This window comes from Rhodovastum atsumiense, assembly GCF_937425535.1.
In the GTDB taxonomy this organism is placed as follows: Bacteria; Pseudomonadota; Alphaproteobacteria; order Acetobacterales; family Acetobacteraceae; genus Rhodovastum; species Rhodovastum atsumiense.
Genome location: NZ_OW485601.1, coordinates 6,242,702 through 6,268,198, shown reverse-complemented (window position 1 = coordinate 6,268,198; position 25,497 = coordinate 6,242,702). Strand labels below are relative to the sequence as shown.

The window sequence follows — 25,497 nt, the reverse complement described above, 5'->3', positions numbered from 1 at the left end:
CCGAGGCGCCTCGATCCGTCGTGTTGCCCGTCGCGGTGCCCGCTTCGGCATTGTCGTGTCAACCACCGGGCAACATCATCCGGACCGGCGCTGGCCCGCCGATGCAGTTGCCCACCCAAACAAAAATCCGGATTGCGCTGACTGTCAGAGGCCAACGCGAAAGCAGCCGGGGCGCCCAATGCGCCATGGCGACGATGCGCGTCTGTGCCAGTGGCACATTGATCTGCCTCAAGGAAAAGGTGTGGCGGCGCCGTTTTGTTGCTGACTGTGTCCTTGAGAGGTAATGCCTGCTTCATCCATGGGGGGCAGGATCTATTGTCGCTTTCCGCGTCGAGGGCAGGGGGCATGTGCGCAACGGTAATATTCCGGGCGCACCGCGCCGGCACAGCTTGCAGGAACCGCGACCTGGCCCATGATTTGATCGATCGTGCATGACCGCCGCCCGCCCGCGGCATTCCGGAGGAGCGCGATGAGTCGTCTGTTCGAGCCGCTGCAGATCGGCGGCCTTCGCCTGGCCAATCGCATCGTCATCGCCCCGATGTGCCAGTACTCGGCCCGGGACGGCGATGCGAGCGACTGGCACATGATCCATCTTGGCCATCTCGCCCTCTCCGGCGCCGGGCTGATGATCCTGGAGGCGACCGCGGTGTCGCCGGAGGGACGCATCTCGCCGCAGGATCTCGGCCTCTGGTCCGATGCCAACGAGGCCGCGCTCGCCCGGGTGCTGGCGGCGATCCGCGCCTATTCCCCGATCCCCGTCGCCGTCCAGCTCGGCCATGCCGGCCGCAAGGGATCGAGCCGCGCGCCCTGGGAGGGCGGGGCGCAGATCCCTCCGGACGCGCCCGGCGGGTGGAAGACGCTCGCGCCCTCGCCGGTGCCCCATGCCCCCGGCGAGGACGCCCCGCAGGCGCTGGATCGCGCCGGGCTCGATCGCGTGCGCGCCGATTTCGTGGCGGCGGCGCGGCGCGCAGCGCGGCTCGGCCTGGACGGCATCGAGATCCATGGCGCCCACGGCTATCTGCTGCACCAGTTCCTCTCGCCGATCGCCAACCGGCGCGAGGATGACTATGGCGGCAGCCTCGAAAACCGCATGCGCTTCCCGCTCGAGGTGTTCGAGGCGGTGCGCGCCGCCTTTCCCGCCGACCGGCCGGTCTGGATGCGCATCTCCGCCACCGACTGGGTGCCGGGCGGCTGGGACATCGAGGGCACGGTGGCCTTGTCGCGAGAGTTGCAGGCGCGCGGTTGTGCCGCGATCCATGTCACCACCGGCGGGGTGTCGCCCGACCAGGCGATCCGGATCGGGCCAGGCTACCAGGTGCCCTACGCGAAGCGGGTCAAGGACGATGTGGGACTGCCGACGATCGCGGTCGGCCTGATCACCGCGCCCGCGCAGGCGGAAGCCATCATCGCCAATGCCGAGGCCGACGCCGTCTCCCTGGCCCGGGCCATGCTCTACGACCCGCGCTGGCCGTGGCATGCGGCGGCGGCGCTCGGGGCGCGGGTCGTCGCGCCGCGCCAATACTGGCGGTCGCAGCCGCACGAGTACAAGGACCTGTTCGAAAACGCCGGTTCCGGACAACGCTGAAACCGCGCCGCGCTCCCGGTTGACGGGCGGCGCTTTCGCCGGACCCGTCGCGGCGGCCGGGGCAGACGCCAGGAGATATGCAGCTACGCGACGGACGCGGGGCTGATTGGAGGGGCGCCTCGGCCGGCCATCCCTGGGCGGGGGGGCCATCGCCGTGGATGCATCATCCTGACAGCATCTTTACTGGCCGGATCGTGCCAGGCATCGCGCCGGCATCGGCAGTAATCCGCTACCACCGTTCTCGTTCAGGTTGTCGTCTGCACCGATTGCGATTCGGTGAGAATCGCCGCATTGCTTGATCAGGGTCAAGGCGGGCGATGCCGCTTTCGACACTATTATCAGATGCGCCTTTATTCGACGGAGTAGTCATGTTACGGCGTTTGCCTGCCGATGTTCGCCGCGGGACAACCGTCAGGCGTGCGGCAACCATCGCGGACGTGGCAGCCTATGCCGGCGTTTCCAAGGCGACGGTGTCCCGTTTCCTCAGCGGCCGGTCCGATGTTCTGTCGGAGACCACCTGGAAGCAGATCCAGGACGCGATTGCGGCCCTCGACTACCGCCCGAGCCAGATCGCGCGCAGCCTCAAGGGCGGGCGAACCCGGCTGATCGGCATCGTGGTGGCGGATGTCACCAATCCCTATTCGGTCGCGGTGCTGCGCGGTGCCGAGGATGAATGCCAGCGGGCCGGCTACATGCTGGCGCTCTGCAACAGCGGCGGCAGCCATGCCAAGGAACAGGAACTGCTGGCCGGGCTGCGCGCCTACCGCATCGAGGGCCTGATCCTGAATTCGGCCGGCATCGCCGCGGACCAGGTGTCCGACGCGCTGCCGGACGGCCTGCCCATCGTGTTGCTGGACCGCAAGCTGCCGCCGGGGCGGTTCGATTTCGTCGGCCTCAACAACATCGCCGCCGCGACCGAGGCGACACGCCATCTGGTCGGGCACGGCTTCGGCGATATCGCCCTGATCGCCGAACCCATCACCGGGGTCAGCGTGCGCACCGAGCGGGCGCTCGGGTTCCGCCAGGCCATCGCGGAGAACGAAGGCTGCACCGGCACCGTGATCGAGGTCGACCTGCACCAGCCGGACGCGATGCAGCAGGCCGTGGCGCGCTTCCTCGCCACCCCCTCGTCACGGCGCAAGGCGGTGATCGCGGCGAGCGGCCTGGTGACCTTGCGGACCGTGCAGGCCATTCAGTCCCTGGGGCTGCACATGCCCGATGATGTTGGCCTGGTGGGCTTCGACGAACTCGAATGGTCCGCCCTGGTGCCGCCGGGAATCACCACGATCGCGCAGCCCACCTACGACATCGGCGTCGCCGCCGTGCGCAACCTGCTCGCCCGCCTGGCCGGCCATCGTGACGAGCCGCACAGCACCATCTTCACCGGCACGCTGATCGAGCGCGGTTCCTCCGCCAGCGAGGCCGGTCTGCGTCCCATGGCGGTTCCGGCGCCTGCCCAGCCCGCGGCCGGGCTGGTCTGAGCCCTGCCGGCCCCGGGCCGGCTGCCATCCGCCCGGGGCCGGCAAGGCCTTCGCCCGCGTCCTATCCGGCGTCCTCGCAGGCCGGGGCGGGCGTGGCCGCCGGTGCCGCGGCAATCCGTTCCACCAGCGCGGCGACTTCGAAGACAGCCTGATTCCGTCGCACGTTCCGCCGGATCGCCTGCCGGAAGCGTTCCAGATCCGTCGTCATCGTTCGCACCGCGTCGACGATGTTCCGCCGGAAGCTCCGCACCGACAGGCCGATGCCGTTGTTCAGCACCCAGTCCACGTTCGGGCGTTCCTGCGGCATCGTCGCGTTGTTGCACTGGACGATTACCGGACAGCCCATGTGGATGGCCTCGCTGATGCTGCCGGGACCGGGCTTGCCGATGAAGAAATCGGCAAGCCGCATGTAGTCGGCTACGTTCGGCACGAAGCCGACCGCGTGGCATCCGGCCACGCCCTGCAGGGTGCGCAACAGCGTCCGGTTGCGGCCGCACATCACGATCGTCTGCACGTCCGGGGCGAAGGTCCGCAGCTTCTCGACGATCCGCTCGGAGACCAGCGCGCCATTGCCGCCGAACATGATCAGGGCGGTGGGGCGGTCCGGGGACAGGCCGAGTTCGTGTCGGGTCAGCCGTGGTTCCGCGGGCAGGTCGTAGAAGCGGCTGCCCAGCATCATTCCCGAGACGCCGACGATGTTGGCGGGATCGTAGAAGCCGGTCGCGCGCGCCTGCGCGAGGGCGCGATCGGTGCCGCAGACGATGACCTGGTCCTGGTCCTCCATCCAGAAGCGCGGCGGACAATCGACCATGTCCGTCATCACGGTGACGTAGGGGACATGGGCGTGGACGGCGCGCAGGGCCCGGAACATGACGCCGTTGAAATTCGGGATCACCGAAACGACGATATCCGGCCGGGGGCTGCCGGGCTCCGCCCAGTGCCGGCGCAGCTCCTGTTCGAGCCGTGGCGCATGCCGCCGGATATAAAGCTTCAGCATCGGCAAGATGGCGCCGACCCCGTAGGTGACCCCGGTCTTCAGCGCGGTGTTGTAGATCGACTGCGTCTGCACCGGGCCGAAACGGACATTGGGCGCGATCGGCGTCAGCACCCGGCGCAACGGCGTCGTCACCCGGCCGGTCAGCCGGTAGATCGGATCGACCGGCTCGAGCAGCTTCTGCAGGTCGACCGGCACGACGTGCCAATGCGGATTGCGGGCCGTCAACGCTTCCTTCAGGGCAAGCATGGCCGCCCGATGGCCGCCGCCGGCATCGAAATAGAAGATCTCGACGCGCGCCGGTCGGCCCGTGCCGGGATCATTGCCGGGGCGATGCGTGTGGAATGATCCTTCCTGGTCCGGCGAGCCGCCGGTCTGCTGCAGGTCTTGCGTCACACCCATTCCTTCCTCACCGGCGCGAGCCGGCCGTGGCACCGTTCCGGCATGTCCATCGGCAGGAGATACGTTGCCAGGGCCGGGGCGCGAAAGCGGGGATTGCGGTCAGGAGAGGTGATGGCGTCGCTTTCTGGCCGGCCTGTCGCAAATCGCAAGTGGTGGCCGGTGGCAATGCTTAGAATCTTGTTTTTGCACATGATTCTTCTGCCGACCCTGGCAGTGCCGCCAACCACGAGGCATTGATTTGAATCAATGACGAAGCAAGGGGCGGGATTATTGTCATGTCTGTGAAACCGGTTTCATAAAGGGCCGGTCCGGACAAAGAAAATGACAATGACAGAGCTGGATGTCGTGACTTTCGGGGAGGCCATGGCCTTGTTCGTTGCCGAGACTCCCGGCGACCTGGCCAGTGTCGAGAATTTCACCCGGCGCATGGCTGGCTGCGAGACCAACGTGGCCGTCGGGCTGGCGCGCCTCGGCCTGCGGGTTGGCTGGGTCAGCCGGCTGGGCTGCGATCCGTTCGGCCGCTTCATCCGCGCGACCCTGGCCGCCGAGGGCGTGGACTGTTCCCACGTGACCGACGACCCGACCCGGCCGACCGGGATGATGTTCAAGGGCAAGACCCTCGATGGCAGCGACCCCGCCATCCACTACTGCCGCAAGGGCGCGGCGGCGAGCCAGTTGAACGTGGCGGAATACGACCCGGCCTATTTCGGCGGCGCCCGCCTGCTGCACGCGACCGGCGTCGCCGCGGCGCTCTCGCCCGCCAACCTGGAATTCGCCCTGCACGCCATGACGCAGATGGCACGGCTCGGGCGCAAGGTGTCCTACGATCCCAATCTCCGCCCCTCGCTCTGGCCGAGCCGCGACGTCATGGTGGAGCGCATCAACCACATGGCCGCGCAGGCGCACTGGGTGCTGCCGGGGCTGAATGAAGGCCTGATCCTGACCGGCTACGAGCGGCCGCGCGACATCGCCGCCTTCTACCTCGATCGCGGCGTGGAACTGGTGGTGGTCAAGCTCGGCGCCGATGGCGCCTATTTCCGCACCGCCACGCAGGACGGCATCGTGCCGGGCGTGCGGGTGGAGAAGGTGATCGACACCGTGGGCGCCGGTGACGGCTTCGCCGCCGGCCTGATCAGCGGCCTGCTCGAAGGCGAGTCGATCGAGGAAGCCGTCATGCGCGGCAACCGCGTCGGCGCCTTCGCCATCCAGGTGATCGGCGACATGGACGGCCTGCCCACGCGCATGCAGCTCGGCGTGCCCGAGCTGGTCTGATCACGCGTCCCTTCGCAGCGGAGGCCCCATATGACTCATATCGCGACCACCATCGAGACGGTGCTCACGCTCGCCCCGGTGATCCCGGTGGTGACCATCGCCGACCTGCGCCATGCGGTGCCGCTGGCACGCGCTTTGGTCGAAGGCGGCACCCCGGCGATCGAGGTGACGCTGCGCACCCCGACTGCGCTTGACGCGATCCGCCTGATCGCGGCCGAGGTGCCCGGTGCCGTGGTCGGCGCCGGCACGATCATCGAGCCGCGCCAGATCGGCGAGGCGCTGGCGGCTGGCGCCCGCTTCCTGGTCAGCCCCGGCACCACGGACGAACTGGTGCGCGAGGCGGTGCAGTCGGGCGCGCCGCTGCTGCCCGGCGCGGCCACCGCGTCCGAGGCGATGCGCCTGCTCGCGGCGGGGTTCGTGTTCCAGAAGTTCTTTCCCGCCGCCGCGGCGGGCGGCGCGCCGGCGCTTGCTTCGCTGGCCGCGCCGCTGCCGCAGATCCGCTTCTGCCCCACGGGCGGCATCTCCGCGCAGGATGCCCCCACGTATCTGCGCCTGAAGAACGTTCTTTGCGTCGGCGGTTCCTGGCTCACGCCGGCCGACGCGGTTGCTGCCGGCGACTGGGAGCGGGTCCGCTCGCTCGCCCGCGCCACGGCCGGCCTGCGGCCGGCTGTCTGAGACTGGAAGGAAGAATCCGCATTATGCCAGTGAAAATCGCCATTAACGGCTTCGGGCGGATCGGCCGCCTGGTGCTGCGCGCGATCATCGAGAGCGGGCGCGAGGACCTGCTGCCGGTCGCCATCAACGATCTCGGCAGCGTCGAGGCCAATGCCCACCTGCTGCGCTATGACAGCGTGCATGGCCGCCTGCCCGCCGAGGTCGAGGTGTCCGGCGACACCATCACCATCCGTGCCAATGGCCGCGTCTGGGGGCCGATCAAGGTCTCGGCCGAGCGTGATCCGGCCAAGGTGCCCTACCAGGGCGTCGACGTGGCCATGGAATGCACCGGGCGCTTCACCTCCAAGGAAAAGGCCGCGGCGCTGCTGCAGGCCGGCGCGCGCAAGGTGCTGGTCTCCGCCCCGGCCGATGGGGTCGACGCCACCATCGTCTATGGCGTGAACCACAAGGTGCTCACCCCGGACATGACCGTGGTGTCGAACGCCTCCTGCACCACCAACTGCCTCGCCCCGGTCGCCAAGGTGCTGCACGAGACCTTTGGCATCGAGCGCGGCTACATGGTCACGATCCATTCCTATACCGGCGACCAGCCGACGCTCGACACGCTGCACAAGGACCTGCACCGGGCCCGTGCCGCCGCGCTGTCGATGATCCCGACCAGCACCGGGGCGGCGAAGGCGGTCGGCCTCGTGCTGCCGGAGCTGAAGGGCAAGCTGGACGGCAGCTCGATCCGCGTGCCCACGCCGAACGTTTCCCTGGTCTCGCTCGACGTGGTGCTGACGCGCCAGCCGGCCGACAAGGCCGAGATCAACGCGGCGCTGAAGGCGGCTGCCGAAGGCGAGCTGAAGGGCATCCTTGGCTACAACACGGCGCCGCTGGTCAGCGCCGATTTCAACCATGTCCCCGAATCCTCCACCTTCGACGCGAGCCAGACCGCGATCGTCGATGGCGGGCTGGTCCGGGTCATGAGCTGGTACGATAACGAATGGGGCTTCTCCAACCGCATGGGCGACACCGCCGCGCTGTTGGGCAGCCTGTAGAGCAGCACGGGACGGCGCCGCCATGGCGCCGTCCGCCACAACAACAAATCAGCATCGGCACGCGATCGCGCCGGTCGGCAACGGCCAGCGTGGAGGCGCTTTCGCTCGTCCGGCAGCATCGCGAGAGGCAACACCATCATGAACGTCAGCTCCCCCCTCAGCCTGGCCCGCCCGCTGCCCGAGAGCGGATTCGCCGGCGTCGGTGAACGCGGCCGCTTCCGCCGTCATCGCCGCACCAAGATCATCGCCACCCTCGGGCCGGCAAGCTCGACCCCGGAGGTGCTGGCGCGCCTGTTCCAGGGGGGCGCGGACGTCTTCCGGCTCAATTTCTCCCATGGCAGCCACGAGGATCATCGCCAGCGGATCGTCATGATCCGTGAGCTGGAGCAGAAATTCGGCCGCCCGATCGGCATCCTCGCCGACGTGCAGGGGCCGAAGCTGCGTGTCGGCCGCTTCGCCGGCGGGCGCGTGCAACTGCAGACCGGGCAGCGCTTCCAGCTCGATCTCAACCCGACCCCGGGCGATGCCACCCGCGTCAACCTGCCGCATCCGGAAATCATCCAGGCCGCCGCCATCGGCACCACGCTGCTGCTCGATGACGGCAAGCTGCGCCTGCGCGTGGTGCGCAAGCGCGACGACATGCTGGAAACCGAGGTGACCGTCGGCGGCCCGCTCTCCGACCGCAAGGGCGTCAACGTCCCCGACGTGGTGCTGCCGATCCCGGCGCTGACCACCAAGGACCGCGAGGACCTCGCTTTCGCGCTCGACCACGGCGTCGACTATATCGGGCTGTCCTTCGTGCAGCGCCCCGAGGACGTCGCCGAAGCCCGCGCGATCGCCGCCGGCCGCGCCTGGATCATGACCAAGATGGAAAAGCCGCAGGCGCTGGAGAATCTCGACGAGATCGTGCGGCTGTCGGATGCGATCATGGTCGCGCGCGGCGACCTCGGCGTCGAACTGCCGCCCGAGGAAGTGCCACTGGCACAGAAGCGCATCGTCCGCGCCGCGCGGCAGGCGGGCAAGCCAGTGGTGGTGGCGACCCAGATGCTGGAAAGCATGATCACTGCCCCCGCGCCGACCCGCGCCGAAGCCTCCGACGTGGCGACCGCCGTATTCGACGGGGCGGATGCGGTGATGCTCTCGGCCGAGACCGCGGCCGGGCAGTTCCCTTACGAAGCCGTCAACATCATGGACCGCATCGTCGCCCGGGTGGAGCAGGATCCGGGCTGGCGGGCGATCATCGAGGCGTCTCGGCCCGCGCCGGAACGCTCGACCGCCGACGCCCTCGCGGCAGCGGCGCGGCAGGTGGCGCATACCATCGGTGCCGCGGCGATCTGCGCCTTTACCGCTTCCGGCAGCACCGCGCTCCGCGCTTCCCGCGAACGGCCCGAGGCACCCGTCATCAGCCTGACGCCGGACGCGGCGACGGCGCGCCGGCTCGCGGTGGTGTGGGGCGTGTACGCCGCCGCTTCGCCGGAAACCCGCACCGAAGCCGACCTGGTCAACAGCGTGGTTCGACTGGTCACACAGGCCGGACTCGTCACGATCTCCGCCGATATCGTCCTGCTTGCCGGCAAGCAGTTCGGTCAGGCCGGCGGCACCGACGCCCTGCGTATCGTGCGCGCTGCCCCGTAAGGGGCAGCGGTGGGGCTTTGCCCCACACCCCACCAGGAGGCTTTGCCTCCTGGACCTCCACCAAGGGCCATAAGGCCCTTGGATCCCATTCTTTGCCGCGCAGCGCTATTGGGGTGCAGGGGCCTTGTGGCCCCTGCTGGGTCCAGGGCGAAGCCCTGGCCTTGCCGGCAGCATGGCTGCCTGCAGCCGTGCCAGCGCCGGAATCGCCGGTTCCGGCGCGAACGGATCATCCACCTCGACCGGCCGGCCATCTTCCATCACCAGGACCCGGTCCGCGAACCCGCGCAACAGCCGCAGGTCATGCGTGATGAAGAGAAAGCCCACGCCATGCCTGCGGCGCAGCCCCGTCAGCAGTGCCAGCACTCGCGCCTGCGTGGTCAGGTCGAGACTGCTCACCGCCTCATCCAGCACCAGCAGCCGCGGCTGCAACGCCAGCGCCCGCGCGATGCACAGCCGTTGCAATTGGCCACCGCTGAAACGATGCGCCAGCCGCGACAACGCACCGGGATCAAGCTCCACCTGTTCCGCCAGCTCCCGGACACGGGCCCGCAACGGTGCCCCGGAGAGGCCCGCATAGCGTAGCGGCTCGGCAATCACCTCGAAGGCGGAGAATCGCGGACTGGTCGCCCCGTAAGGGTCCTGGAATACCGCCTGGATCGCACGGCGCGTGGCAGCCGCCATCCGTCCCCGATCATCGAGCAACGGCATGCCGTCGAAACGGACCTCGCCGCTGTCCGGCCACTCCAGGCCGAGGGCAATGCGCGCGAGCGTGCTTTTGCCGGCGCCGCTGGGGCCCAGCAACGCCACGCATTCACCGCGGCCCACATCAAGGGAGGCACGATCGAGCACACGCACCGCCTCGCGCGGGCCGAACAGGCCGCCCTGCCGGTACGATTTATCAACCTGCCGCAGTTCCAGCAGACTCATGCGCAGAGTGCCTCCGGCTGCAGCGCGAAATGCACGTCCAGCAGCGCGCGGGTGCAGGGATCGCGCGGTGTGGCGAACAGTCCGTGGGCATCACGGGATTCGACGATGCGCCCTTCGATGAGCACTGCCACCTCGTCGGCCAGCCGCGCCACCACGGACAGGTCGTGCGTCACCAGCAGGATGCCGATGCCGCGATGCCGGCGCAGCCCGTCCAGCAGATCGAGGATCTGCGCCTGCACCACCAGATCCAGGTCGGTGGTGGGCTCGTCGGCGACCAGGAACGGCGGATCGCAGGCCAGTGCCAGGGCGATTGCCACCCGTTGCAACATGCCCCCGCTGAGCTGGAACGGATAAAGCTCCAGCAGCCGGGCCGGCGCATCGAACCCGACCTCCGCCAGTCGCGCCACCGCGGTTGCCCGTGCGGCGCGCGCACCTGTTCCGGTCAGGGCCAGCGTTTCCTGGAAATGCCGGCCGATCGTCACGATCGGATTGAAGCAGCCCGTGGGGTTCTGCTGCACCAGCCCGACCGTGCGTCCGCGCAGCGCGACGACGCCCGCCTCGGTCAGCTCCACGCCATCGAGGCTGATGCTACCGGCGCTGCGCCGCACGCCGCGTGGCAGCAGCCCGAGCAGGGCGAGCGTGCTGAGGCTCTTGCCGCCGCCGCTGGTGCCAACCAGCGCCTGCACGCGGCCACGGGTGATGCCGAGATCGATGCCATCGACCAGCACCACCGGGGAGGCGGGCGATCCCGTTTCCAGCCGCAGGCCGCGCAGGGCGAGATCAGGCGGGCTCAATGCTCGTGCCCTCCCGTTGCGGGCCCGGCCAGGGTCGGATCGAGCCGGTCGCGCGCGGCGTCGCCCAGCAGGTTGAACGCCATGACGGTCACCAGGATCGCGGCCCCCGGTACCAGGATCAGCATTGGCGCCGTCCAGACGAAGGGCCGGGCATCGTTGATCATGATGCCCCATTCGGGGGTCGGCGCCGCCACCCCCAGGCCGAGGAAGGACAGCCCGGCGACATGCAGCATCCAGTGGCCCAGGTCGAGCGTGGACAGCACCACCAGTTGCCCGGCGATCGCCGGCAGGATGTGCCGGATCAGGATTGCCGTCCGCGATCCCCCGGCCACCCGTGCCGCGGCGATGTGGCCGCGCTGGCGCAGTTCCAGGGTGAGGCCACGCACCAGCCGCGCGTACCAGGCCCAGTGCGACAATGTGATGGCAATGATCACATTGGTCATCCCGGTGCCGAGCACGCCGATCAGGAACAACGCCAGCACCAGCGTGGGAATGGTCATGAAGGCGTCGCAGGTGCGCATCAGCACGGCATCGACGATCCCTTCGCAATAACCGGCGATGCCACCGACGATGCTGCCGATCGTCAGCACCAGCGCGAAGATCAGCGCGACCGCGCCGAGCGAGGTGCGGGTCCCGAACACGACGCGCGCGAACTGGTCGCGGCCGAGATGGTCGGTGCCCAGCCAGTGCTGTGCCGAGGGGGCCAGCAGCCGCGCTTCCGGATTGACCTCGGTCGGATCGAACGGAGTGATCCACGGCGCCAGCAACGCCACCGCCGCCAGCAGCCCGACCAGTCCCAGGCCGATCCACATGATCCAGGGACGCTCGGTCCCGGCCTGTCCGGTCATGTCAGGGTGCGTCCCAGGCGGATGCGGGGATCGATCCAGGCATAGGCGATGTCGATCACCAGGTTGCAGATCACGTAGATCATGGTCATCACCACCACGAAGCCCTGTAGCGCCGGGAAGTCGCGGTTGGAGATCGCCTGCAGTGCATAGCGCCCCACGCCGGGCCAGCCGAACACCACTTCCACCACCATCGCGCCGCCGAGCAGCTCGCCGATATGCAGGCCGATCGCGGTGAGCGGCGGGATCATGGCATTCAGCAGCACATGGCGCCCGATGACCGTGCGCTCGCTCAACCCGCGCGCCCGCGCGAACACCAGATGCCGGTTGCCCAGTTGCCCGAGCACGCTGCTGCGCACCAGCCGCAGCATGATCGAGGCCGACATCGCCGCCGTCGCGATCGCCGGCAGGATCAGGTGCTCGGGGCCGCCGCGGCCCATCGCCGGCAGCCAGCCGAGCGTGACCGCGAACAACAGGATCAGCAGGTAACCAAGCCAGAAATTCGGCACCGACACGCCAAGGAAGGCGACCACCCGGGTCAGGTGATCGGGCCAGCGATTGCGCGCCAGCGCGGCGACGACGCCAAGCGGCACGCCAAGGACAATCGTCAGCGCCAGCGCGGCGGCGGCCAGTTGCAGCGTCGCCGGCAGGAAGGTGGCGATATCTTCGAGCACCGGGTGCCGTGTCACCCAGGAGACGCCGAAATCGAGCCGCACCACGCCGGCCAGCCAGCTCAGGTACTGCACGGCGAGCGGCCGGTCGAGGCCAAGCTCGGTGCGTGCCTGCGCCACCGCCGCGTCGGTCGGCGGAATCTGCGACAGGCGCAGGTAATCCATGGCCGGATCGCCCCGACCCAGATGCAGCATCAGGAACAGCGCGAGCGAGACGATCAGCAGCAGCGGCGCCAGCGACAGCACGCGCCGGAGGATGAATCCCGACATCGGTGCCTCAGCCCGCGAGCGCCAGACGCTCGAACGGGATCTCGTTCCGGGTCGGGCCGAACGGCATGCGGCCGAGCGTCCTGCGCATCACCAGCTTGTTGGCGAGATAGGAGATCGGCAGGTAAACCGCCTGCTCGTGCAGCGTCCGCAGCAGCCACGCATACTCGGCACGCCGCTTCGTGTCGTCAGCTTCGACCAGTACTTCGCTGATCCGGCGGTCGATCTCGGCTTTCATCGGCAGGCCGCGCTGCGCCTGCCAGTCTCCGTGGGAGGGTGTCCGCATCGAGGCCATGAAGGCATGCGGATCGTACGGGGCGCCCCAGGTGTCGCCGAAGATCATGCCGAATTCGCCGGATTTCTGCCGTGCATAGAAGCTGCTCGCTTCCTCGCCGATCAGCCGCACCGCGATGCCCACCCGCGCGAGATCGCCCTGGACCGTTTCGGCGATGGCCTTCTGCAGGGCTTCCGTGCCGATGAAGGCGAGATCGAGGCTGCATGCCTGCCCTTGGCGGGTGCGGACCTTGCCGCCCGCCGGCAAGCTCCAGCCGGCCTCGTCGAGCAACCGCGTGGCCCTGGCCCGGTCGAAGGCGAAGGGCTCCAGCGGCACGTCGGTGTAGGGAAAATTGGGCGCGAACAGGGTTTCGGCGACCGGCTCGCTGTCGAGCAGGATGTTGCGCACCAGCGACGGCCGGTTGACGGCATGCAGGATCGCCCAGCGTACGACGGGATCGGTGGTCGGCCCCCGGCCCGAATTGAGCAGCAGCAGCCGTGAGGCGAGCGGGGGCGAAATCGCCGCCGTGAAGCGTGGGTCCGCTGAGAGACGGCGGAACGCGTCGCTGTCGAGCAGGTCGGTTCCGTAGAGCAGGTCGATCTCGCCGCTCTGCAGCGCCAGCGCCCGCGTGGTCGGATCGGGGACCACCTTGATCACCAGGCGCTCGACCTGGGGCGCATCCCCCCAATAGGCGTTGTTGCGCAGAAACACGTCGCGCTCGCCCCGCACTGTCTCGGCCAGCTTCCAGGGGCCGGTGCCGATCGGGGCGGCAATTCCGGCGGCGGTGTTGCCCCCGGGCGGGATCGCCGCCGGGGAGAGGAACCGCAGCGGCCGCACCAGCGCCAGTTCCAGCAGGGTCGGGTAATAGGGGTTGCGCAACCGCAGGCGGATCGTCATGGCGTCGAGGACATCGAGGCCCTCGATCTGGTTGATCAGGTCCAGCCACTGGTGCCGCGGCCGATTGGCGAGCACGGCATCGACATTGGCCTTCACCGCGGCCGCGTCGAACGCCACCCCATCGGTGAAGCGCACGTTCTCGCGCAGGCGAAAGACGTAGCTGCGGCCATCATCCTCGATGGTCCAGGCGGTTGCCAGACATGGCTCGATCCGCCCGCCTTCGACGTAGCGGACCAGCGGCTCGTAGACCATCGCCTGTGCGAACATCTGGTTGGGCGAATAGAGATGCGGGTTCAGGGGACCGACATTGACTGGCCACGCGACGGAAACCGTTGTCGATCGGGACGCGGTGGCAGAAGCGGGCAGGCAGGCAAGCGCAGCCAGCCCGGCGCTGCTGGCCAGCAAGGAACGGCGAAGCACGGGATGCCTCCACGGAACGAACCGCCGCGCCCCATCGCCGGGATGCCCCCGTGTAAGACGACAACGACGTCAGCGGTGTGACGAATTCTGAAAAAATCCTACCATCACGACGGCGAGAGTGTCCACACGGATATTTGCAGATGCATGCACAATTGCCGCCGACCCTACGTTGATGTGCAGGCGGCATTATTGCTGACTAGGAAATATATGATGCCAGGCCCGACTGCGCCTGGGGGAAGGGAAGGCCAGGAGGTGGGGCCTCCTGGCGCGCTGCTCTTCCTGGGGGGCGTGCGATGACGTCCGCCCTGTTTCCTTATTTCTCCAGAACGTAGGTTCCGGGGGCATCGTGCAGCGGTGGATGCGTGGCGTTGCCCAGCGTGGGCAGGGCTTGTCTGGGTCCCGAGCGCTCGGCGAGCCAGGAGGTCCAGTCCGTCCACCAGGTGCCGTCGTGCTTCGTCGCGCCCTGCAGCCAGGTCGTCGGTGTTGCCGGGGCCGGGGTGGCGTCGTTGGTCCAGTAGTTTCCCTTGCTGCCCGGCGGGTTGATCATGCCGGCGATATGGCCCGAGGACGCCAGGATGAAGCGCACCTTGCTGCCGACCAGTTGCGTGACGCGCCAGGCGGCATCCCAGGGCACGATGTGATCCTTCTCGGCGCCGACCGCGTAGAGATCGAGCGTGATGCGGCCAAGGTCGATCGGCTGGCCCTTGAGCGTGACCTTGCCCGGGACCATCAGGTTGTTCTCCAGGTAGGTGTTGCGCAGGTACCAGCTATGGGCGGCGCGGGTCATGCGGGTGCCGTCGCTGTTCCAGTAGAGCAGGTCGAAGGCTGCCGGCTTCTCGCCCATCAGGTAGTTGTTGACCACGTTCGACCAGATCAGGTCGTTGGAGCGCAGCAGGTTGAACATGTTCGACATGGCGCGGCTGTCGAGGTAGCCGCGTTCCATCATCTGCTGCTCGATCAGCTCGATCGCCGGTTCGTCGATGAACACGGCGGTGTCGCCGACGCGCGTGAAATCCTGCAGCGACACCATCAGGGTCAGCGAGGTGAAGCGCTTGTCCCCCTGTGCCGAGAGCAGGGCAAGCAGGATCGTCATCAGCGTGCCGCCGATGCAGTAGCCCATGGTGTTCAGGGTCTGGCTGCCGGTGATGTCGCGGATGACGTCACTTGCTTCCATCGGGCCGAGGCCGATGTAGTCCTCGATGGTGATGTCTTCCATCGACGCGTCGGGGTTCTTCCACGAGATCATGAAGACCGTGAAGCCCTGCGCGACCAGGAAGCGGACCATGCTGTTCTTCGGCTGCATGTCCATGATGTAGTACTTGTTGATCCAGGGCGGCACGATCAGCAGCGGCACCTGGTGCGCCTGCTCCGTGCTCGGGGTGTACTGGATCAGTTCCATCAGCCGGTTGCGATGGACGACCTTGCCGGGCGTGAGCGCCAGGTTGCGTCCCGGCGCGAAGGCGGTGGCGTCCACCATGCTCAGCCGGCCGGCCCGCAGGTCATCGGCGAGGTTGCGCGTGCCCTCGACCAGGCTCAGCCCGCCGGTCTCCATGATCCGGCGCAGCGCGGCGGGATTGGAGAACAGCATCAAGGTTGGGCTGGCGGCATCGATGAACTGGCGCAGATGGAAGGTTAGCCGCCGGCGCTCGGCTTCGTCGAGGTCGTTGGCCTCGCCCTGTTTCAGCAACCAGTCCGAGGCGAGCAGATAGGCTTCCTTCAGCACGCGGTAAGCGGGATTGAGCTGCCATTCCGGTGCGGCGAAGCGCTTGTCGGTTGGTTTCGGGGCGGCGGGGATCGGGCCGGAGGCCGCTTCCAGCCAGCGCTGTCCCGCTTCGTTCCAGGTGGCGAGAGCCGTTTGCCAGAGCCGCATGTTGAGTTCGGTAACCGATGCGAGCGCCGTCTCCGGGCGTCCCATGCCGCGCAGCCAGACGATGCGCAGCGCGCGTGCGACCTCGCCCCAGTCCACCGGCACGATGTCGCGCAGCGGATTGGCGTTCCATGTCTGGTCGATCGTGCGCAGCAGCGGATCGTTCGAGAGGATGTGGTTGATTTGCTCGATGCCGGTTGAAAGCAACGATTGCAGGGCATCCGGCGTCATCTGCCACCAGGCGCGGGCCGCATCGGGCTGGCCGGGCGGTACCGGGCCCGGAATTGAATCGAGGAAGGATGTCCACAGGCCGAACATGACGTCCGAACCGGGGATATGCGCGGATGGGCCGCCGGCTCTCGCGGGGTCCTGCCTCCCGGGGGCCCGGCCTTCGGGGGGATGCGTGTCGTTGCCCGTCTGCCGTGCTGTCGGCTTCGGCCGACGGTCGTCGGGACCTTGCTCATGCGGCATCGTTGCCTCCCTGTCCGGTTGGTGGCGCCGCCGCGTGACCGCGGCGGCGCAGGCAGGGCTAGTCTGTCATCACGCGGCGCGCCGTTCCAGACACATGGCAATCCCCATGCCTCCGCCGATGCACAGCGTCGCCAGGCCACGTTTTGCATCGCGCCGCCGCATTTCATGCAACAGGGTCGTCAGCACGCGCGCCCCCGAAGCCCCGATGGGATGGCCGAGCGCGATGGCGCCGCCATTGACATTCACCTTGCCGGTGTCCCAGCCGAGCTCCTTGTTCACCGCGCAGGCCTGGGCGGCAAATGCCTCGTTGGCCTCGATGAGATCGAGCGAGCCGACATCCCATCCGGCCTTCTGCAGCGCCTTGCGGCTGGAGGGGATCGGCCCGGTGCCCATGATCGAGGGATCGACGCCCGCGGTCGCCCAGGAGACGATGTGCGCGAGCGGCTCGATGCCGCGCCGGCGCGCTTCCTCGGCGCTCATGACCACGACCGCCGCGGCGCCGTCGTTGATGCCGCTGGCATTGCCCGCGGTGACGGTGCCGTCCTTGCTGAAGGCCGGACGCAGTTTCTGCAGCACCTCGAGCGTGGTTTCGGGCCTGGGGTATTCGTCGGTGTCGACCACCACGTCGCCTTTGCGGCCCTTTACCGTGACCGGGACGATTTCGTCACGGAAGCGGCCGGCCTTGATCGCCTCGTCGGCCTTGCGCTGGCTGTCGGCGGCGAACTGGTCCTGCTCGGCGCGGGTGAGCTGGTACTTGGTGGCGACGTTCTCGGCGGTCGTGCCCATGTGGTAGCCTTGGAAGGCATCGAACAGGCCGTCCTTCAGCATCGTGTCCATCAGGGCGAGGTCACCCATCTTGGTGCCGACGCGCATCTGTGCGCAATGCGGCGCCTGGGTCATGCTCTCCTGGCCGCCGGCGACGATGATGCTGGCATCACCGGTGGCGATCTGCTGGGCGGCGAGGGCAACCGCGCGCAGGCCGGAGCCGCAGAGCTGGTTGATGCCGAAGGCGGTGCGCTCGACGGGGATGCCCGCGGCGACCGAAGCCTGGCGGGCCGGGTTCTGGCCCGCCCCCGCGGCGAGGATCTGGCCGAGGATGACCTCGTCCACTTCACCGGGATGGATGCCGGCGCGTTCGATGGCGGCCTTCACGGCGATGCTGCCGAGCGCATGGGCAGGAAGGGTGGCGAAGGCGCCGTTGAAGCTGCCGACCGGGGTGCGGGCGGCGGAGGCGATGACGATGTCGGTCATGGATCGTTTCCCAAAGCTCGCAACAGGGATCAGCCAAAGTTACATGGTCGCGGTGACCGGGCTCAGTACATGTGCTGGCCGCCGTTGATGGAGAGGGTGGAGCCGGTGATGAAATCGGATTCATCGGACGTGAGGAACACGACGCCACGGGCGATGTCCTCGGCCCGGCCGAGCCGTCCCACCGGAATGCGGCCGATGATCTTCTGCAGCACTTCCTCCGGCACCGCGCGCACCATGTCGGTGTCAACATAGCCCGGGGCAATGGCATTGACGGTGATGTTGTAGCGCGCGCCTTCCTGCGCCAGCGCCTTGGTGAAGCCGTGGATGCCGGATTTCGCCGCGGCGTAGTTGACCTGGCCGTACTGCCCCGCCTGGCCGTTCACCGAGCCGATATTGACGATGCGACCGAACTTGCCGGCGCGCATGCCGTCCCAGGTCAGCTTGGACAGGTTGAAGCAGGAGCCGAGATTGGTGTCGATCACCGCGTCCCAGGCGTCGCGCGAGAGCTTGTTCATGGTGGCGTCACGGGTGATGCCGGCATTGTTGACCAGGATCTCGATCCGGCCGACTTCGGCTTCGATCTGCTTGACCGCCGCGGCGCATTGCTCGTAATCGGCGACGTCGAACTTGTAGCAGCGAATGCCGGTCTGCTCGGTGAAGGCCTGGGCCGCAGCGTCGTTGCCGGCGTAGCTGGCCACCACCGTGCGGCCGGCCCGCTGCAGGTGTTCGCTGATCGCAGCGCCAATGCCGCGCTGGCCGCCCGTCACCAATGCTACCCGTGCCATCTTACTTCTTTCCTTCCTCACTTCGACACCGCATGGAATGGCGGTGCCCCTTACGGATCGTTACTTATTTTGGAGCTTGACATGCATCCCGATCTGGCCGGGCAGGCCCCCTGCCAGGACGCCGGATGCCGTCGTCGCGGCGCCATGCATCGCAGCTTCTTCCATTTTGTAAAGGGATCGGTACATCAACCGAGCGAAATATCCCTCGATCATCATGCTTCCCCCGACCGGAAAACTGCGCTGGCTACCAAAGGTAGAATATTCCTGGTTAAATACAAGCAATAGAAATCCAGGAACCGGCATCCCGGGGCAATCTTGTGCCGGTTCGGGGATGATCCGGACCCTGCGGGGAGATGGCCTGCCACCGGCGTCACGCCGCCGGACCGGTCCCATGCGCACGGGCATGCAGGTCGGCGTTCACAAGATGGCGATCGCGCGGGGCGGCCGGGTGGTCCGACTGACTGAGCAAGTGCAGCATGCCGACGCCGTGGCATCCGATGGCGACGGCTATTGCCTGGTTTCCCCCTCGTCATTGGTTCCGGCATGCTGTTCCTGTAGCGGCCGGGATCCCTCCCGGCCGCCGTTGCGGATGCAGGCGGATCAGCCGAAGCGCGACAGCGCGTCCGCCCAGCCTTTCTGCAGTTGCTCGAAGGCCCGCTGCTGTGCCGTGCGCATGTCCTGCCAGGCGGCTTCCTGGGCCTGCCGTGCCTGCGCCAGCAGCCGGCTGGCCTGTTCGACGTTGTCGCGCATGGTCTGCACCGCGCGCTCGTAATTGGTGCGGGCTTCCGCCCCCATTTTTTCATAGGAGGCGCGGGCATCCGAGCCCGCCTGGGTCAGGCGCTCCTGGTACTCCTTGATCTGTCCCTGCCAGACCGCGATCTGGCCTTCCAGTTGCTGGGCGAATTCCTGTTGCAGCGTCATGGTCCGTTTGCTCCCTTGTTTGCGCTGAGGTCAGCGTCGTTTCGGCAGGTAGAGATCGGTGATGGTGCCCTCGAAGGCTTCCGCCGCCATGGCCACCGTCTCCGACAGGGTCGGGTGCGGATGGATGGTCAGGCCGATATCCTCGGCATCCGCTCCCATTTCGATCGCCAGCGCCGCTTCGGCGATCAGTTCACCGGCATTGGGGCCGACGATCCCGCAGCCGATGACGCGGTGCGTGGCTTCGTCGAACAGCAGCTTGGTCATGCCCTCGTCGCGGCCGAGCGAAAGTGACCGCCCGCTCGCCGCCCAGGGAAACACGCCCTTGCCGTATGGGATGCCCTTCGCCTTGCATTCGGTTTCGGTCAGGCCGGCCCAGGCGATTTCGGGATCGGTATAGGCGACCGAGGGAATCACCTTGGCGTCGAAATGGCTGTTCCGGCCGGCGGCGGCCTCGGCAGCGACCCGGCCTTCATGCGTCGCCTTGTGGGCGAGCATGGGCTGGCCGACGATGTCACCGATGGCAAAGATGTGCGGCACGTTGGTGCGCATCTGCCGGTCCACCGGCACGAAGCCGCGCTCGTCCACCGCCACGCCCGCGGCCTCGGCGGCGATGCCGCGCCCGTTCGGGCGGCGGCCGACCGCGACCAGGATGCGGTCGAAGCTGGCGGAGGGTGGGGCCTTGGCGCCTTCGAAATGCGCCACCAGCCCGTCCGGCGTCGGCTCCACCTTCGTCACCCTGGTCTTCAGGTGGATCGCCTCGTAGCGCTTCTCCAGGCGCTTGCCGAGCGGGGTGACGAGGTCGCGGTCGGCGCCGGGGATCAGCTGGTCCATCAGTTCCACGACCGTCACCGCGCTGCCGAGCGCGTGGTACACCGTCGCCATTTCCAGCCCGATGATGCCGCCGCCGATCACCAGCAGGCGCTTCGGCACGTCCTGCAGATCCAGCGCGCCGGTGCTGTCGATGACCCGGGGATCGTCATGCGGGATGAAGGGCAGGGTCACCGGCTCCGATCCCGCGGCGATGATGGCGCTGTCGAAGGAGACGGTGACCGGCGTGGTGTCGCCGCCGTTCACCGTGACCTGGTTCGGCGCGGTGAATTTGCCGGTGCCGCTGACCACGCTGACCTTGCGCTGCTTCGCCAGTCCCGCCAGGCCGCCGGTCAGGCGCTTCACCACGCCGTCCTTCCAGTCGCGCAGCCGGTCGAGGTCGATCTCCGGCCGGCCGAAGCGCAGGCCGGCATGGCCCATCTCCTGGGTTTCCTCGATGACCTTGGCCGCATGCAGCAGCGCCTTGGACGGGATGCAGCCGACATTGAGGCAGACGCCGCCGAGCGAGGACCAGCGTTCGACCAGCACGACCTTGCGGCCGAGATCGGCGGCACGGAAGGCGGCGGTGTAGCCCCCCGGTCCGGCGCCGAGCACCAGCACCTCGGCATGGTGGTCGCCCTTCGCCGCTGCCACGGCCGGCTTCGGGGCCGGGGCCGCCGCTTCCTCGCTGTCGAGTAAGGCGATCACGCTGCCTTGCGACACACGGTCGCCGACCTTGACCCGCACCTCGCCGATCGTGCCCGCCCGTGGCGCCGGCACGTCCATGGTGGCCTTGTCGGATTCCAGCGTGATCAGCGGATCCTCCGCCTTCACCTGGGCGCCCGGTGCGATGTGCACCTCGATGACCGGCACGTCCTTGAAGTCGCCGATATCCGGGACCGTGATTTCCACCGTCATCCTCGCGTCGCTCCCTCCTGAAGCATTGGCTGCATCACAGCACCAGGCGCCTGACATCCTCGAGCGAGTTGCAGAGATGGCGGGCGAAGCGGGCCGCCAGTGCCCCGTCGATGACGCGGTGGTCGTAGGAGACGAACAGCGGCAGCATCAGTCGCGGCAGGAAGGCGGTGCCGTCCCAGACCGGGGCCATGCGCGACCGCACCACGCCCAGGATCGCCACTTCCGGCGCGTTGACGATCGGCGTGAAGGTGGTGCCGCCGATGCCGCCGAGGCTGGAGATGGTGAAGCAGCCTCCCTGCATGTCGGCGGCACTCAGCTTGCCTTCACGGGCCTTCTTCGAGGTCGTGCCAAGATCCTGGCTGAGTTCGATGATGCCCTTGCGGTCGACATCCCGGATCACCGGGACCACCAGCCCCTCCGGCGTGTCCACGGCGACGCCGATATGGGTGTAGCGCTTGAGGATCAGGCTGGCCTTGTCCGGGCCGAGCGAGGCATTCACTTCGGGGAAGGCCCGCAGTGCCGCGGCACTCGCCTTGAGCAGGAAGGCAAGCAGGGTGACGCGGTAGCCCTTCTCCTTGCCGGCGGCATCGAGTTCCTTGCGGTAGGCGTCGATCTCGGTGATGTCCGCCTCGTCGCCATGGGTGACGTGCGGCACGTTGAGCCAGGAGCGGTGCAGATGCGGACCCGAGAGCCGCTTGATGCGCGACAGCGGCACTGTCTCGATCGGCCCGAATTTGGCGAAATCCACCGCCGGTATCTCGGGAATTCCGGTGCCGGCGGCCGCCGGTGCGGCGCCGGGCGCGTCTGCCGGCCCGCGCAGGAAGGCCTTGACGTCCTCGGCGGTGACGCGGCCCTTTTCGCCGGAGCCACGCAATTGAGCCAGGTCGACGCCGAGCTCGCGCGCGAGCCGGCGTACCGACGGGCTGGCATGCACGCCGGTGAAGTCACGTTCCACCTGCGCCTGTGGCTGCACCGATGCCGGCGTAAGCGCGGTTGGTGCCCCCGGCTGTGGCGCGGGCGGCGGCGCGGCGGGCCTCGGGGCGGGCTCCTGCAGGTCGATCACCGAGGGTGGCGGTGTCACCGGCGCTTCCCCCGGCGCGTCCTCGCCGCGCAGCCGCACGATCGGGCTGCCCTCGCTGACGCGGTCGCCTGCCTTGATCAGCACCGCCTCCACGGTGCCGGACATGGTCGAGGGCACGTCCATCGTCGCCTTGTCGGATTCCAGCGTGACCAGCGGGTCATCGACATTGACCTGGGCGCCGGGCTGGACGTGCACCTCGATGATGGGCACGTTCTTGAAGTCGCCGATATCGGGGACCTTGATCTCGTTGATGGCCAGCATCCTGGCGTCGCTCCCTGTTGCGTCGATCGTCGGGCCGCGCGGGCGGCGTTCAGACGGTCGCGGGGTTGGGCTTGTCGGGGTCCAGGCCGTATTTGCGGATCGCCTCGGCGGCGCGTTCGACCGGGATCGCGCCGTCCTGCGCCAGGACCCGCAGCGCGGCGAGCGTCACCCAGCGACGGTCCACCTCGAAGAAGTCGCGCAGGGCCCGGCGATAATCGGACCGGCCGAAGCCGTCGGTGCCGAGCACGTGATAGCGGCGCGGCACATGGGCGCGGATCTGGTCGGCGAACATCCGCACATAGTCCGTCGCGGCCACCACCGGCCCGTCATGGCCGTCGAGGCAGGATTGCACATGGCTGCGGCGTGGCGGCGCGTCCGGGTGCAGCAGGTTCCAGCGCTCGACATCGACCGCCTCGCGGGCGACTTCCGTGAAGCTGGGCACGCTCCAGATGTCGGCGACCACGCCCCAGTCCTCGGCCAGCATGTCGGCCGCCGCGATCACCTCGCGCAGGATGGCGCCGCTGCCCAGAAGCTGCACCCGCGGCCCCTGGCCCTCGGCGGCGCGGAACAGGTACATCCCCTTGACGATGTCCGGCGCCGCGCCCTCGGGCATCGCCGGGTGCTCGTAATTCTCGTTCAGCGTGGTGATGTAGTAATAGACGTCGTCCTGCTCGGCGACCATGCGACGCAGCCCGTCCTGCACGATCACCGCGACCTCGTAGGCGAAGGTCGGGTCGTAGGAGACGCAGTTCGGGATCACCGCCGAGAACACATGGCTGTGCCCGTCCTCGTGCTGCAGCCCTTCGCCGTTCAGCGTGGTCCGCCCGGAGGTGCCGCCGATCAGGAAGCCGCGGCAGCGCATGTCACCCGCCGCCCAGGCGAGGTCGCCGACGCGCTGGAAGCCGAACATCGAATAGTAGATGTAAAACGGGATCATCTGCGTGTCGGAAACGCTGTAGGAGGTCGCCGCCGCGATCCAGGACGACATGGCGCCGGCCTCGTTGATCCCTTCCTGCAGGATCTGCCCGCTGGTGTCCTCCTTGTAGAACATCAGCTGGTTGGCATCCTCCGGCCGGTACAGCTGGCCCACCTGGCTGAAGATGCCGAACTGGCGGAACATCCCCTCCATGCCGAAGGTGCGGCTTTCGTCGGGCACGATCGGCACGATGCGCCGGCCAATCTTCTTGTCGCGCAGCAGCGTGTTGAGCACCCGGACGAAGGCCATGGTGGTGGAGATCTGCCGCCCTTCGGTCGCCTTCAATTGTCCCTCGAAGGCCGCAAGGTCCGGTACCGGGCAGGGCTGCGAGACGGTCCGGCGCCGCGCCGGCAGAGCCCCCCCGAGCGCCTGCCGATGCTCGCGCAGATACGCCATCTCCCGGCTGCCTTCCTCGAAGCGCAGGAACGGGATCTCCTTCAGCTGGTCATCGGTCAGCGGCAGGCCGAAGCGGTCGCGGAATTCCTTGAGATGGGTCTCGCCCATCTTCTTCTGCTGGTGGGTGATGTTCTGGCCTTCGCCGGCCTCGCCCATGCCGTAGCCCTTGATGGTCTTGGCGAGGATCACGGTGGGCTGGCCGCGATGCGCCGCCGCCGCCGCATAGGCCGCATAGACTTTCTGCGGGTCGTGGCCGCCGCGGGTCAGCGCCCAGATCCGCTCGTCGCTCCAGTCGGCGACCATGGCCTTGAGCTCGGGATACTTGCCAAAGAAATGCTCGCGCACATAGGCGCCGTTCTTCGACTTGAAGTCCTGGTATTCGCCATCGACCGCCTCTTCCATCCGCCGCAGCAGGATGCCGGAGGTGTCGCGGGCGATCAGCTCGTCCCAGCCGCCGCCCCAGATCACCTTGATGACGTTCCAGCCGGCGCCGCGGAAGATTCCTTCCAGTTCCTGGATGATCTTGCCGTTGCCGCGCACCGGCCCGTCCAGGCGCTGCAGGTTGCAGTTGATGACGAAGATCAGGTTGTCGAGCTTCTCCCGCCCGCCCAGCGAGATCGCGCCCAGGCTTTCCGGTTCGTCGGTCTCGCCGTCGCCGAGGAAGGCCCAGACCTTGCGCCCCTCGGTCGCGGCGAGGCCGCGGCCGTGCAGGTATTTCAGGAAACGCGCCTGGTAGATCGCCATCAGCGGGCCGAGGCCCATCGACACCGTCGGGAAATTCCAGAAATCCGGCATCAGCCAGGGATGCGGGTAGGAGCTGAGCCCGCCGCCGCCGACTTCCTGGCGGAAGCGCAGCAATTGCGCCTCGTTCAGCCGGCCTTCGACGAAGGCGCGGGCGTAGATGCCCGGCGAGCTGTGGCCCTGGATATAGACCAGGTCGCCGCCCTGGCGGTCGGTAGGGGCGCGCCAGAAATGCATGAACCCGACATCGTACAATGTCGCGGCCGATTGGAAGCTGGCGATGTGCCCGCCCAGTTCGGAGCTTTCCTTGTTGGCGCGCAGAACAATCGCGAGGGCGTTCCAACGGATATAGGAGCGGATGCGATGTTCGATGGCGCGGTCGCCGGGATGGCGCGCTTCCTGGTCGGGGGGAATGGTGTTCAGGTACGGCGTATTGGCCGAGTACGGCACCGGGGTGCCGCGCCGCCGCGCCCGGACGAGCAGTTCGTCGAGCAGGAAGGCCGCGCGATCCTGGCCCTCGACCTCGATCACTCCCTCAAGGGACTCCAGCCACTCCCGTGTCTCGGTGGGATCGGCATCCCGCAGGCTGCTCATTCCGCGTTTCCCCTGTTCTTATCTGGATCAATATCATTTCGACAGCGTTCGGCACGCGTCTTTGGCGTACGCTGCTAGGGCAACACGCCACGGGTGTGCGCGGTAGGCCGCAATTTCTCACATCGCCGCGATACTGTTCGGCACTTGTTGCGTGGCCCGACAGGATGCGCATTCCCGATGGAATGCGCCGCCGCCTTCCGCGCGAACGGTCGCATTCCTGTGGCGGGCGATGTCGCGGCTTCGTGACAG

At 68.0% G+C, this 25,497-nt stretch carries 19 protein-coding genes and 1 pseudogene; 6 read left to right on the top strand and 14 right to left on the bottom strand.

Translation table 11 applies throughout. The features are described 5' to 3' along the window. Positions 1 to 469 precede the first annotated feature (469 nt). Positions 470 to 1,585, top strand: coding sequence for an NADH:flavin oxidoreductase/NADH oxidase (locus tag NBY65_RS28210; protein WP_150038906.1), 1,116 nt, complete (start codon positions 470 to 472; stop codon positions 1,583 to 1,585). A gap of 368 nt (positions 1,586 to 1,953) precedes the next feature. Then, positions 1,954 to 3,066: a LacI family DNA-binding transcriptional regulator gene (locus NBY65_RS28205; RefSeq protein WP_150038905.1), complete on the top strand. Its 1,113-nt coding sequence runs from the start codon at positions 1,954 to 1,956 to the stop codon at positions 3,064 to 3,066. Positions 3,067 to 3,127: 61 nt separating this feature from the next. Here NBY65_RS28205 and NBY65_RS28200 read toward each other — a convergent pair whose 3' ends face one another. Further along, a complete protein-coding gene (locus tag NBY65_RS28200) occupies positions 3,128 to 4,456 on the bottom strand; it encodes a glycosyltransferase (RefSeq protein WP_162530367.1) in 1,329 nt (442 codons plus the stop codon). 327 nt (positions 4,457 to 4,783) lie between these two features. Between NBY65_RS28200 and NBY65_RS28195 the strand changes: the two genes are divergently transcribed. The 4 genes from NBY65_RS28195 to pyk all read left to right on the top strand — a co-directional run bounded on the left by NBY65_RS28195 (position 4,784) and on the right by pyk (position 9,084). Then, positions 4,784 to 5,734 (top strand): sugar kinase, encoded by a 951-nt coding sequence (locus NBY65_RS28195; protein ID WP_150038903.1) that lies wholly within the window; start codon positions 4,784 to 4,786, stop codon positions 5,732 to 5,734. 30 nt (positions 5,735 to 5,764) lie between these two features. Further along, entirely contained in the window at positions 5,765 to 6,409 is a 645-nt protein-coding gene (gene eda, locus NBY65_RS28190) for a bifunctional 4-hydroxy-2-oxoglutarate aldolase/2-dehydro-3-deoxy-phosphogluconate aldolase (RefSeq protein ID WP_150038902.1), read from the top strand. A 23-nt stretch (positions 6,410 to 6,432) separates the two neighbouring features. Next, positions 6,433 to 7,449 (top strand): type I glyceraldehyde-3-phosphate dehydrogenase, encoded by a 1,017-nt coding sequence (gene gap, locus NBY65_RS28185; protein ID WP_150038901.1) that lies wholly within the window; start codon positions 6,433 to 6,435, stop codon positions 7,447 to 7,449. Positions 7,450 to 7,587: 138 nt separating this feature from the next. Beyond that, on the top strand, positions 7,588 to 9,084 hold the full coding sequence (gene pyk, locus NBY65_RS28180) for a pyruvate kinase (RefSeq protein WP_150038900.1): 1,497 nt from the start codon (positions 7,588 to 7,590) through the stop codon (positions 9,082 to 9,084). Between the two features lie 105 nt (positions 9,085 to 9,189). Here the strand turns inward: pyk and NBY65_RS28175 are convergent, their stop codons facing one another. The 13 genes and pseudogenes from NBY65_RS28175 to aceE form a co-directional block, all read right to left on the bottom strand. Continuing rightward, positions 9,190 to 10,011 (bottom strand): ABC transporter ATP-binding protein, encoded by an 822-nt coding sequence (locus tag NBY65_RS28175; protein ID WP_150038899.1) that lies wholly within the window; start codon positions 10,009 to 10,011, stop codon positions 9,190 to 9,192. Next, positions 10,008 to 10,805, bottom strand: a complete 798-nt coding sequence (locus NBY65_RS28170) for an ATP-binding cassette domain-containing protein (RefSeq protein ID WP_150038898.1) — start codon at positions 10,803 to 10,805, stop codon at positions 10,008 to 10,010. The genes NBY65_RS28175 and NBY65_RS28170 overlap by 4 nt, the downstream gene beginning before the upstream one ends. Further along, positions 10,802 to 11,653 (bottom strand): nickel ABC transporter permease subunit NikC, encoded by an 852-nt coding sequence (gene nikC, locus NBY65_RS28165; RefSeq protein WP_239002638.1) that lies wholly within the window; start codon positions 11,651 to 11,653, stop codon positions 10,802 to 10,804. Before nikC ends, NBY65_RS28170 begins: the two co-directional genes overlap by 4 nt. Beyond that, entirely contained in the window at positions 11,650 to 12,591 is a 942-nt protein-coding gene (nikB, locus tag NBY65_RS28160; RefSeq protein ID WP_150038897.1) for a nickel ABC transporter permease subunit NikB, read from the bottom strand. The genes nikC and nikB overlap by 4 nt, the downstream gene beginning before the upstream one ends. A gap of 7 nt (positions 12,592 to 12,598) precedes the next feature. Then, complete coding sequence (gene nikA, locus NBY65_RS28155; RefSeq protein WP_150038896.1) at positions 12,599 to 14,179, bottom strand: nickel ABC transporter substrate-binding protein; 1,581 nt, start codon at positions 14,177 to 14,179, stop codon at positions 12,599 to 12,601. Between the two features lie 313 nt (positions 14,180 to 14,492). Then, positions 14,493 to 16,517: a PHA/PHB synthase family protein gene (locus NBY65_RS28150; protein WP_150038895.1), complete on the bottom strand. Its 2,025-nt coding sequence runs from the start codon at positions 16,515 to 16,517 to the stop codon at positions 14,493 to 14,495. Positions 16,518 to 16,586: 69 nt separating this feature from the next. Next, positions 16,587 to 17,768, bottom strand: a complete 1,182-nt coding sequence (locus NBY65_RS28145) for an acetyl-CoA C-acetyltransferase (protein WP_150038894.1) — start codon at positions 17,766 to 17,768, stop codon at positions 16,587 to 16,589. Positions 17,769 to 17,830: 62 nt separating this feature from the next. Then, a complete protein-coding gene (gene phbB / locus NBY65_RS28140; RefSeq protein ID WP_150038893.1) occupies positions 17,831 to 18,553 on the bottom strand; it encodes an acetoacetyl-CoA reductase in 723 nt (240 codons plus the stop codon). A gap of 60 nt (positions 18,554 to 18,613) precedes the next feature. Beyond that, positions 18,614 to 18,856 (bottom strand): hypothetical protein, encoded by a 243-nt coding sequence (locus NBY65_RS28135; RefSeq protein ID WP_150038892.1) that lies wholly within the window; start codon positions 18,854 to 18,856, stop codon positions 18,614 to 18,616. Between the two features lie 297 nt (positions 18,857 to 19,153). Next, on the bottom strand, positions 19,154 to 19,474 hold the full coding sequence (locus NBY65_RS28130; protein WP_150038891.1) for a sll1863 family stress response protein: 321 nt from the start codon (positions 19,472 to 19,474) through the stop codon (positions 19,154 to 19,156). 30 nt (positions 19,475 to 19,504) lie between these two features. Continuing rightward, the gene (gene lpdA / locus NBY65_RS28125; RefSeq protein WP_150038890.1) at positions 19,505 to 21,199 is read right to left on the bottom strand and encodes a dihydrolipoyl dehydrogenase; all 1,695 of its coding nucleotides are present in this window, start codon (positions 21,197 to 21,199) and stop codon (positions 19,505 to 19,507) included. A gap of 34 nt (positions 21,200 to 21,233) precedes the next feature. Next, positions 21,234 to 22,598: pseudogene (gene aceF / locus NBY65_RS28120) on the bottom strand (dihydrolipoyllysine-residue acetyltransferase); the annotation flags it as partial. Continuing rightward, complete coding sequence (gene aceE / locus NBY65_RS28115) at positions 22,591 to 25,248, bottom strand: pyruvate dehydrogenase (acetyl-transferring), homodimeric type (protein ID WP_150038889.1); 2,658 nt, start codon at positions 25,246 to 25,248, stop codon at positions 22,591 to 22,593. The gene aceE and the pseudogene aceF, both read right to left, overlap by 8 nt. Positions 25,249 to 25,497 lie beyond the last annotated feature (249 nt).

Coding starts and splice junctions, on each gene's coding strand:
- pyk (WP_150038900.1), top strand. CDS start 7,588: ATGAACGTCAGCTCCCCCCTCAGCCTGGCCCGCCCGCTGCCCGAGAGC.
- NBY65_RS28205 (WP_150038905.1), top strand. CDS start 1,954: ATGTTACGGCGTTTGCCTGCCGATGTTCGCCGCGGGACAACCGTCAGG.
- lpdA (WP_150038890.1), bottom strand. CDS start 21,199: ATGACGGTGGAAATCACGGTCCCGGATATCGGCGACTTCAAGGACGTG.
- NBY65_RS28135 (WP_150038892.1), bottom strand. CDS start 18,856: ATGCCGGTTCCTGGATTTCTATTGCTTGTATTTAACCAGGAATATTCT.
- eda (WP_150038902.1), top strand. CDS start 5,765: ATGACTCATATCGCGACCACCATCGAGACGGTGCTCACGCTCGCCCCG.
- aceE (WP_150038889.1), bottom strand. CDS start 25,248: ATGAGCAGCCTGCGGGATGCCGATCCCACCGAGACACGGGAGTGGCTG.
- NBY65_RS28195 (WP_150038903.1), top strand. CDS start 4,784: ATGACAATGACAGAGCTGGATGTCGTGACTTTCGGGGAGGCCATGGCC.
- NBY65_RS28210 (WP_150038906.1), top strand. CDS start 470: ATGAGTCGTCTGTTCGAGCCGCTGCAGATCGGCGGCCTTCGCCTGGCC.
- phbB (WP_150038893.1), bottom strand. CDS start 18,553: ATGGCACGGGTAGCATTGGTGACGGGCGGCCAGCGCGGCATTGGCGCT.
- nikB (WP_150038897.1), bottom strand. CDS start 12,591: ATGTCGGGATTCATCCTCCGGCGCGTGCTGTCGCTGGCGCCGCTGCTG.
- NBY65_RS28175 (WP_150038899.1), bottom strand. CDS start 10,011: ATGAGTCTGCTGGAACTGCGGCAGGTTGATAAATCGTACCGGCAGGGC.
- NBY65_RS28130 (WP_150038891.1), bottom strand. CDS start 19,474: ATGACGCTGCAACAGGAATTCGCCCAGCAACTGGAAGGCCAGATCGCG.
- NBY65_RS28145 (WP_150038894.1), bottom strand. CDS start 17,768: ATGACCGACATCGTCATCGCCTCCGCCGCCCGCACCCCGGTCGGCAGC.
- gap (WP_150038901.1), top strand. CDS start 6,433: ATGCCAGTGAAAATCGCCATTAACGGCTTCGGGCGGATCGGCCGCCTG.
- nikC (WP_239002638.1), bottom strand. CDS start 11,653: ATGACCGGACAGGCCGGGACCGAGCGTCCCTGGATCATGTGGATCGGC.
- NBY65_RS28150 (WP_150038895.1), bottom strand. CDS start 16,517: ATGCCGCATGAGCAAGGTCCCGACGACCGTCGGCCGAAGCCGACAGCA.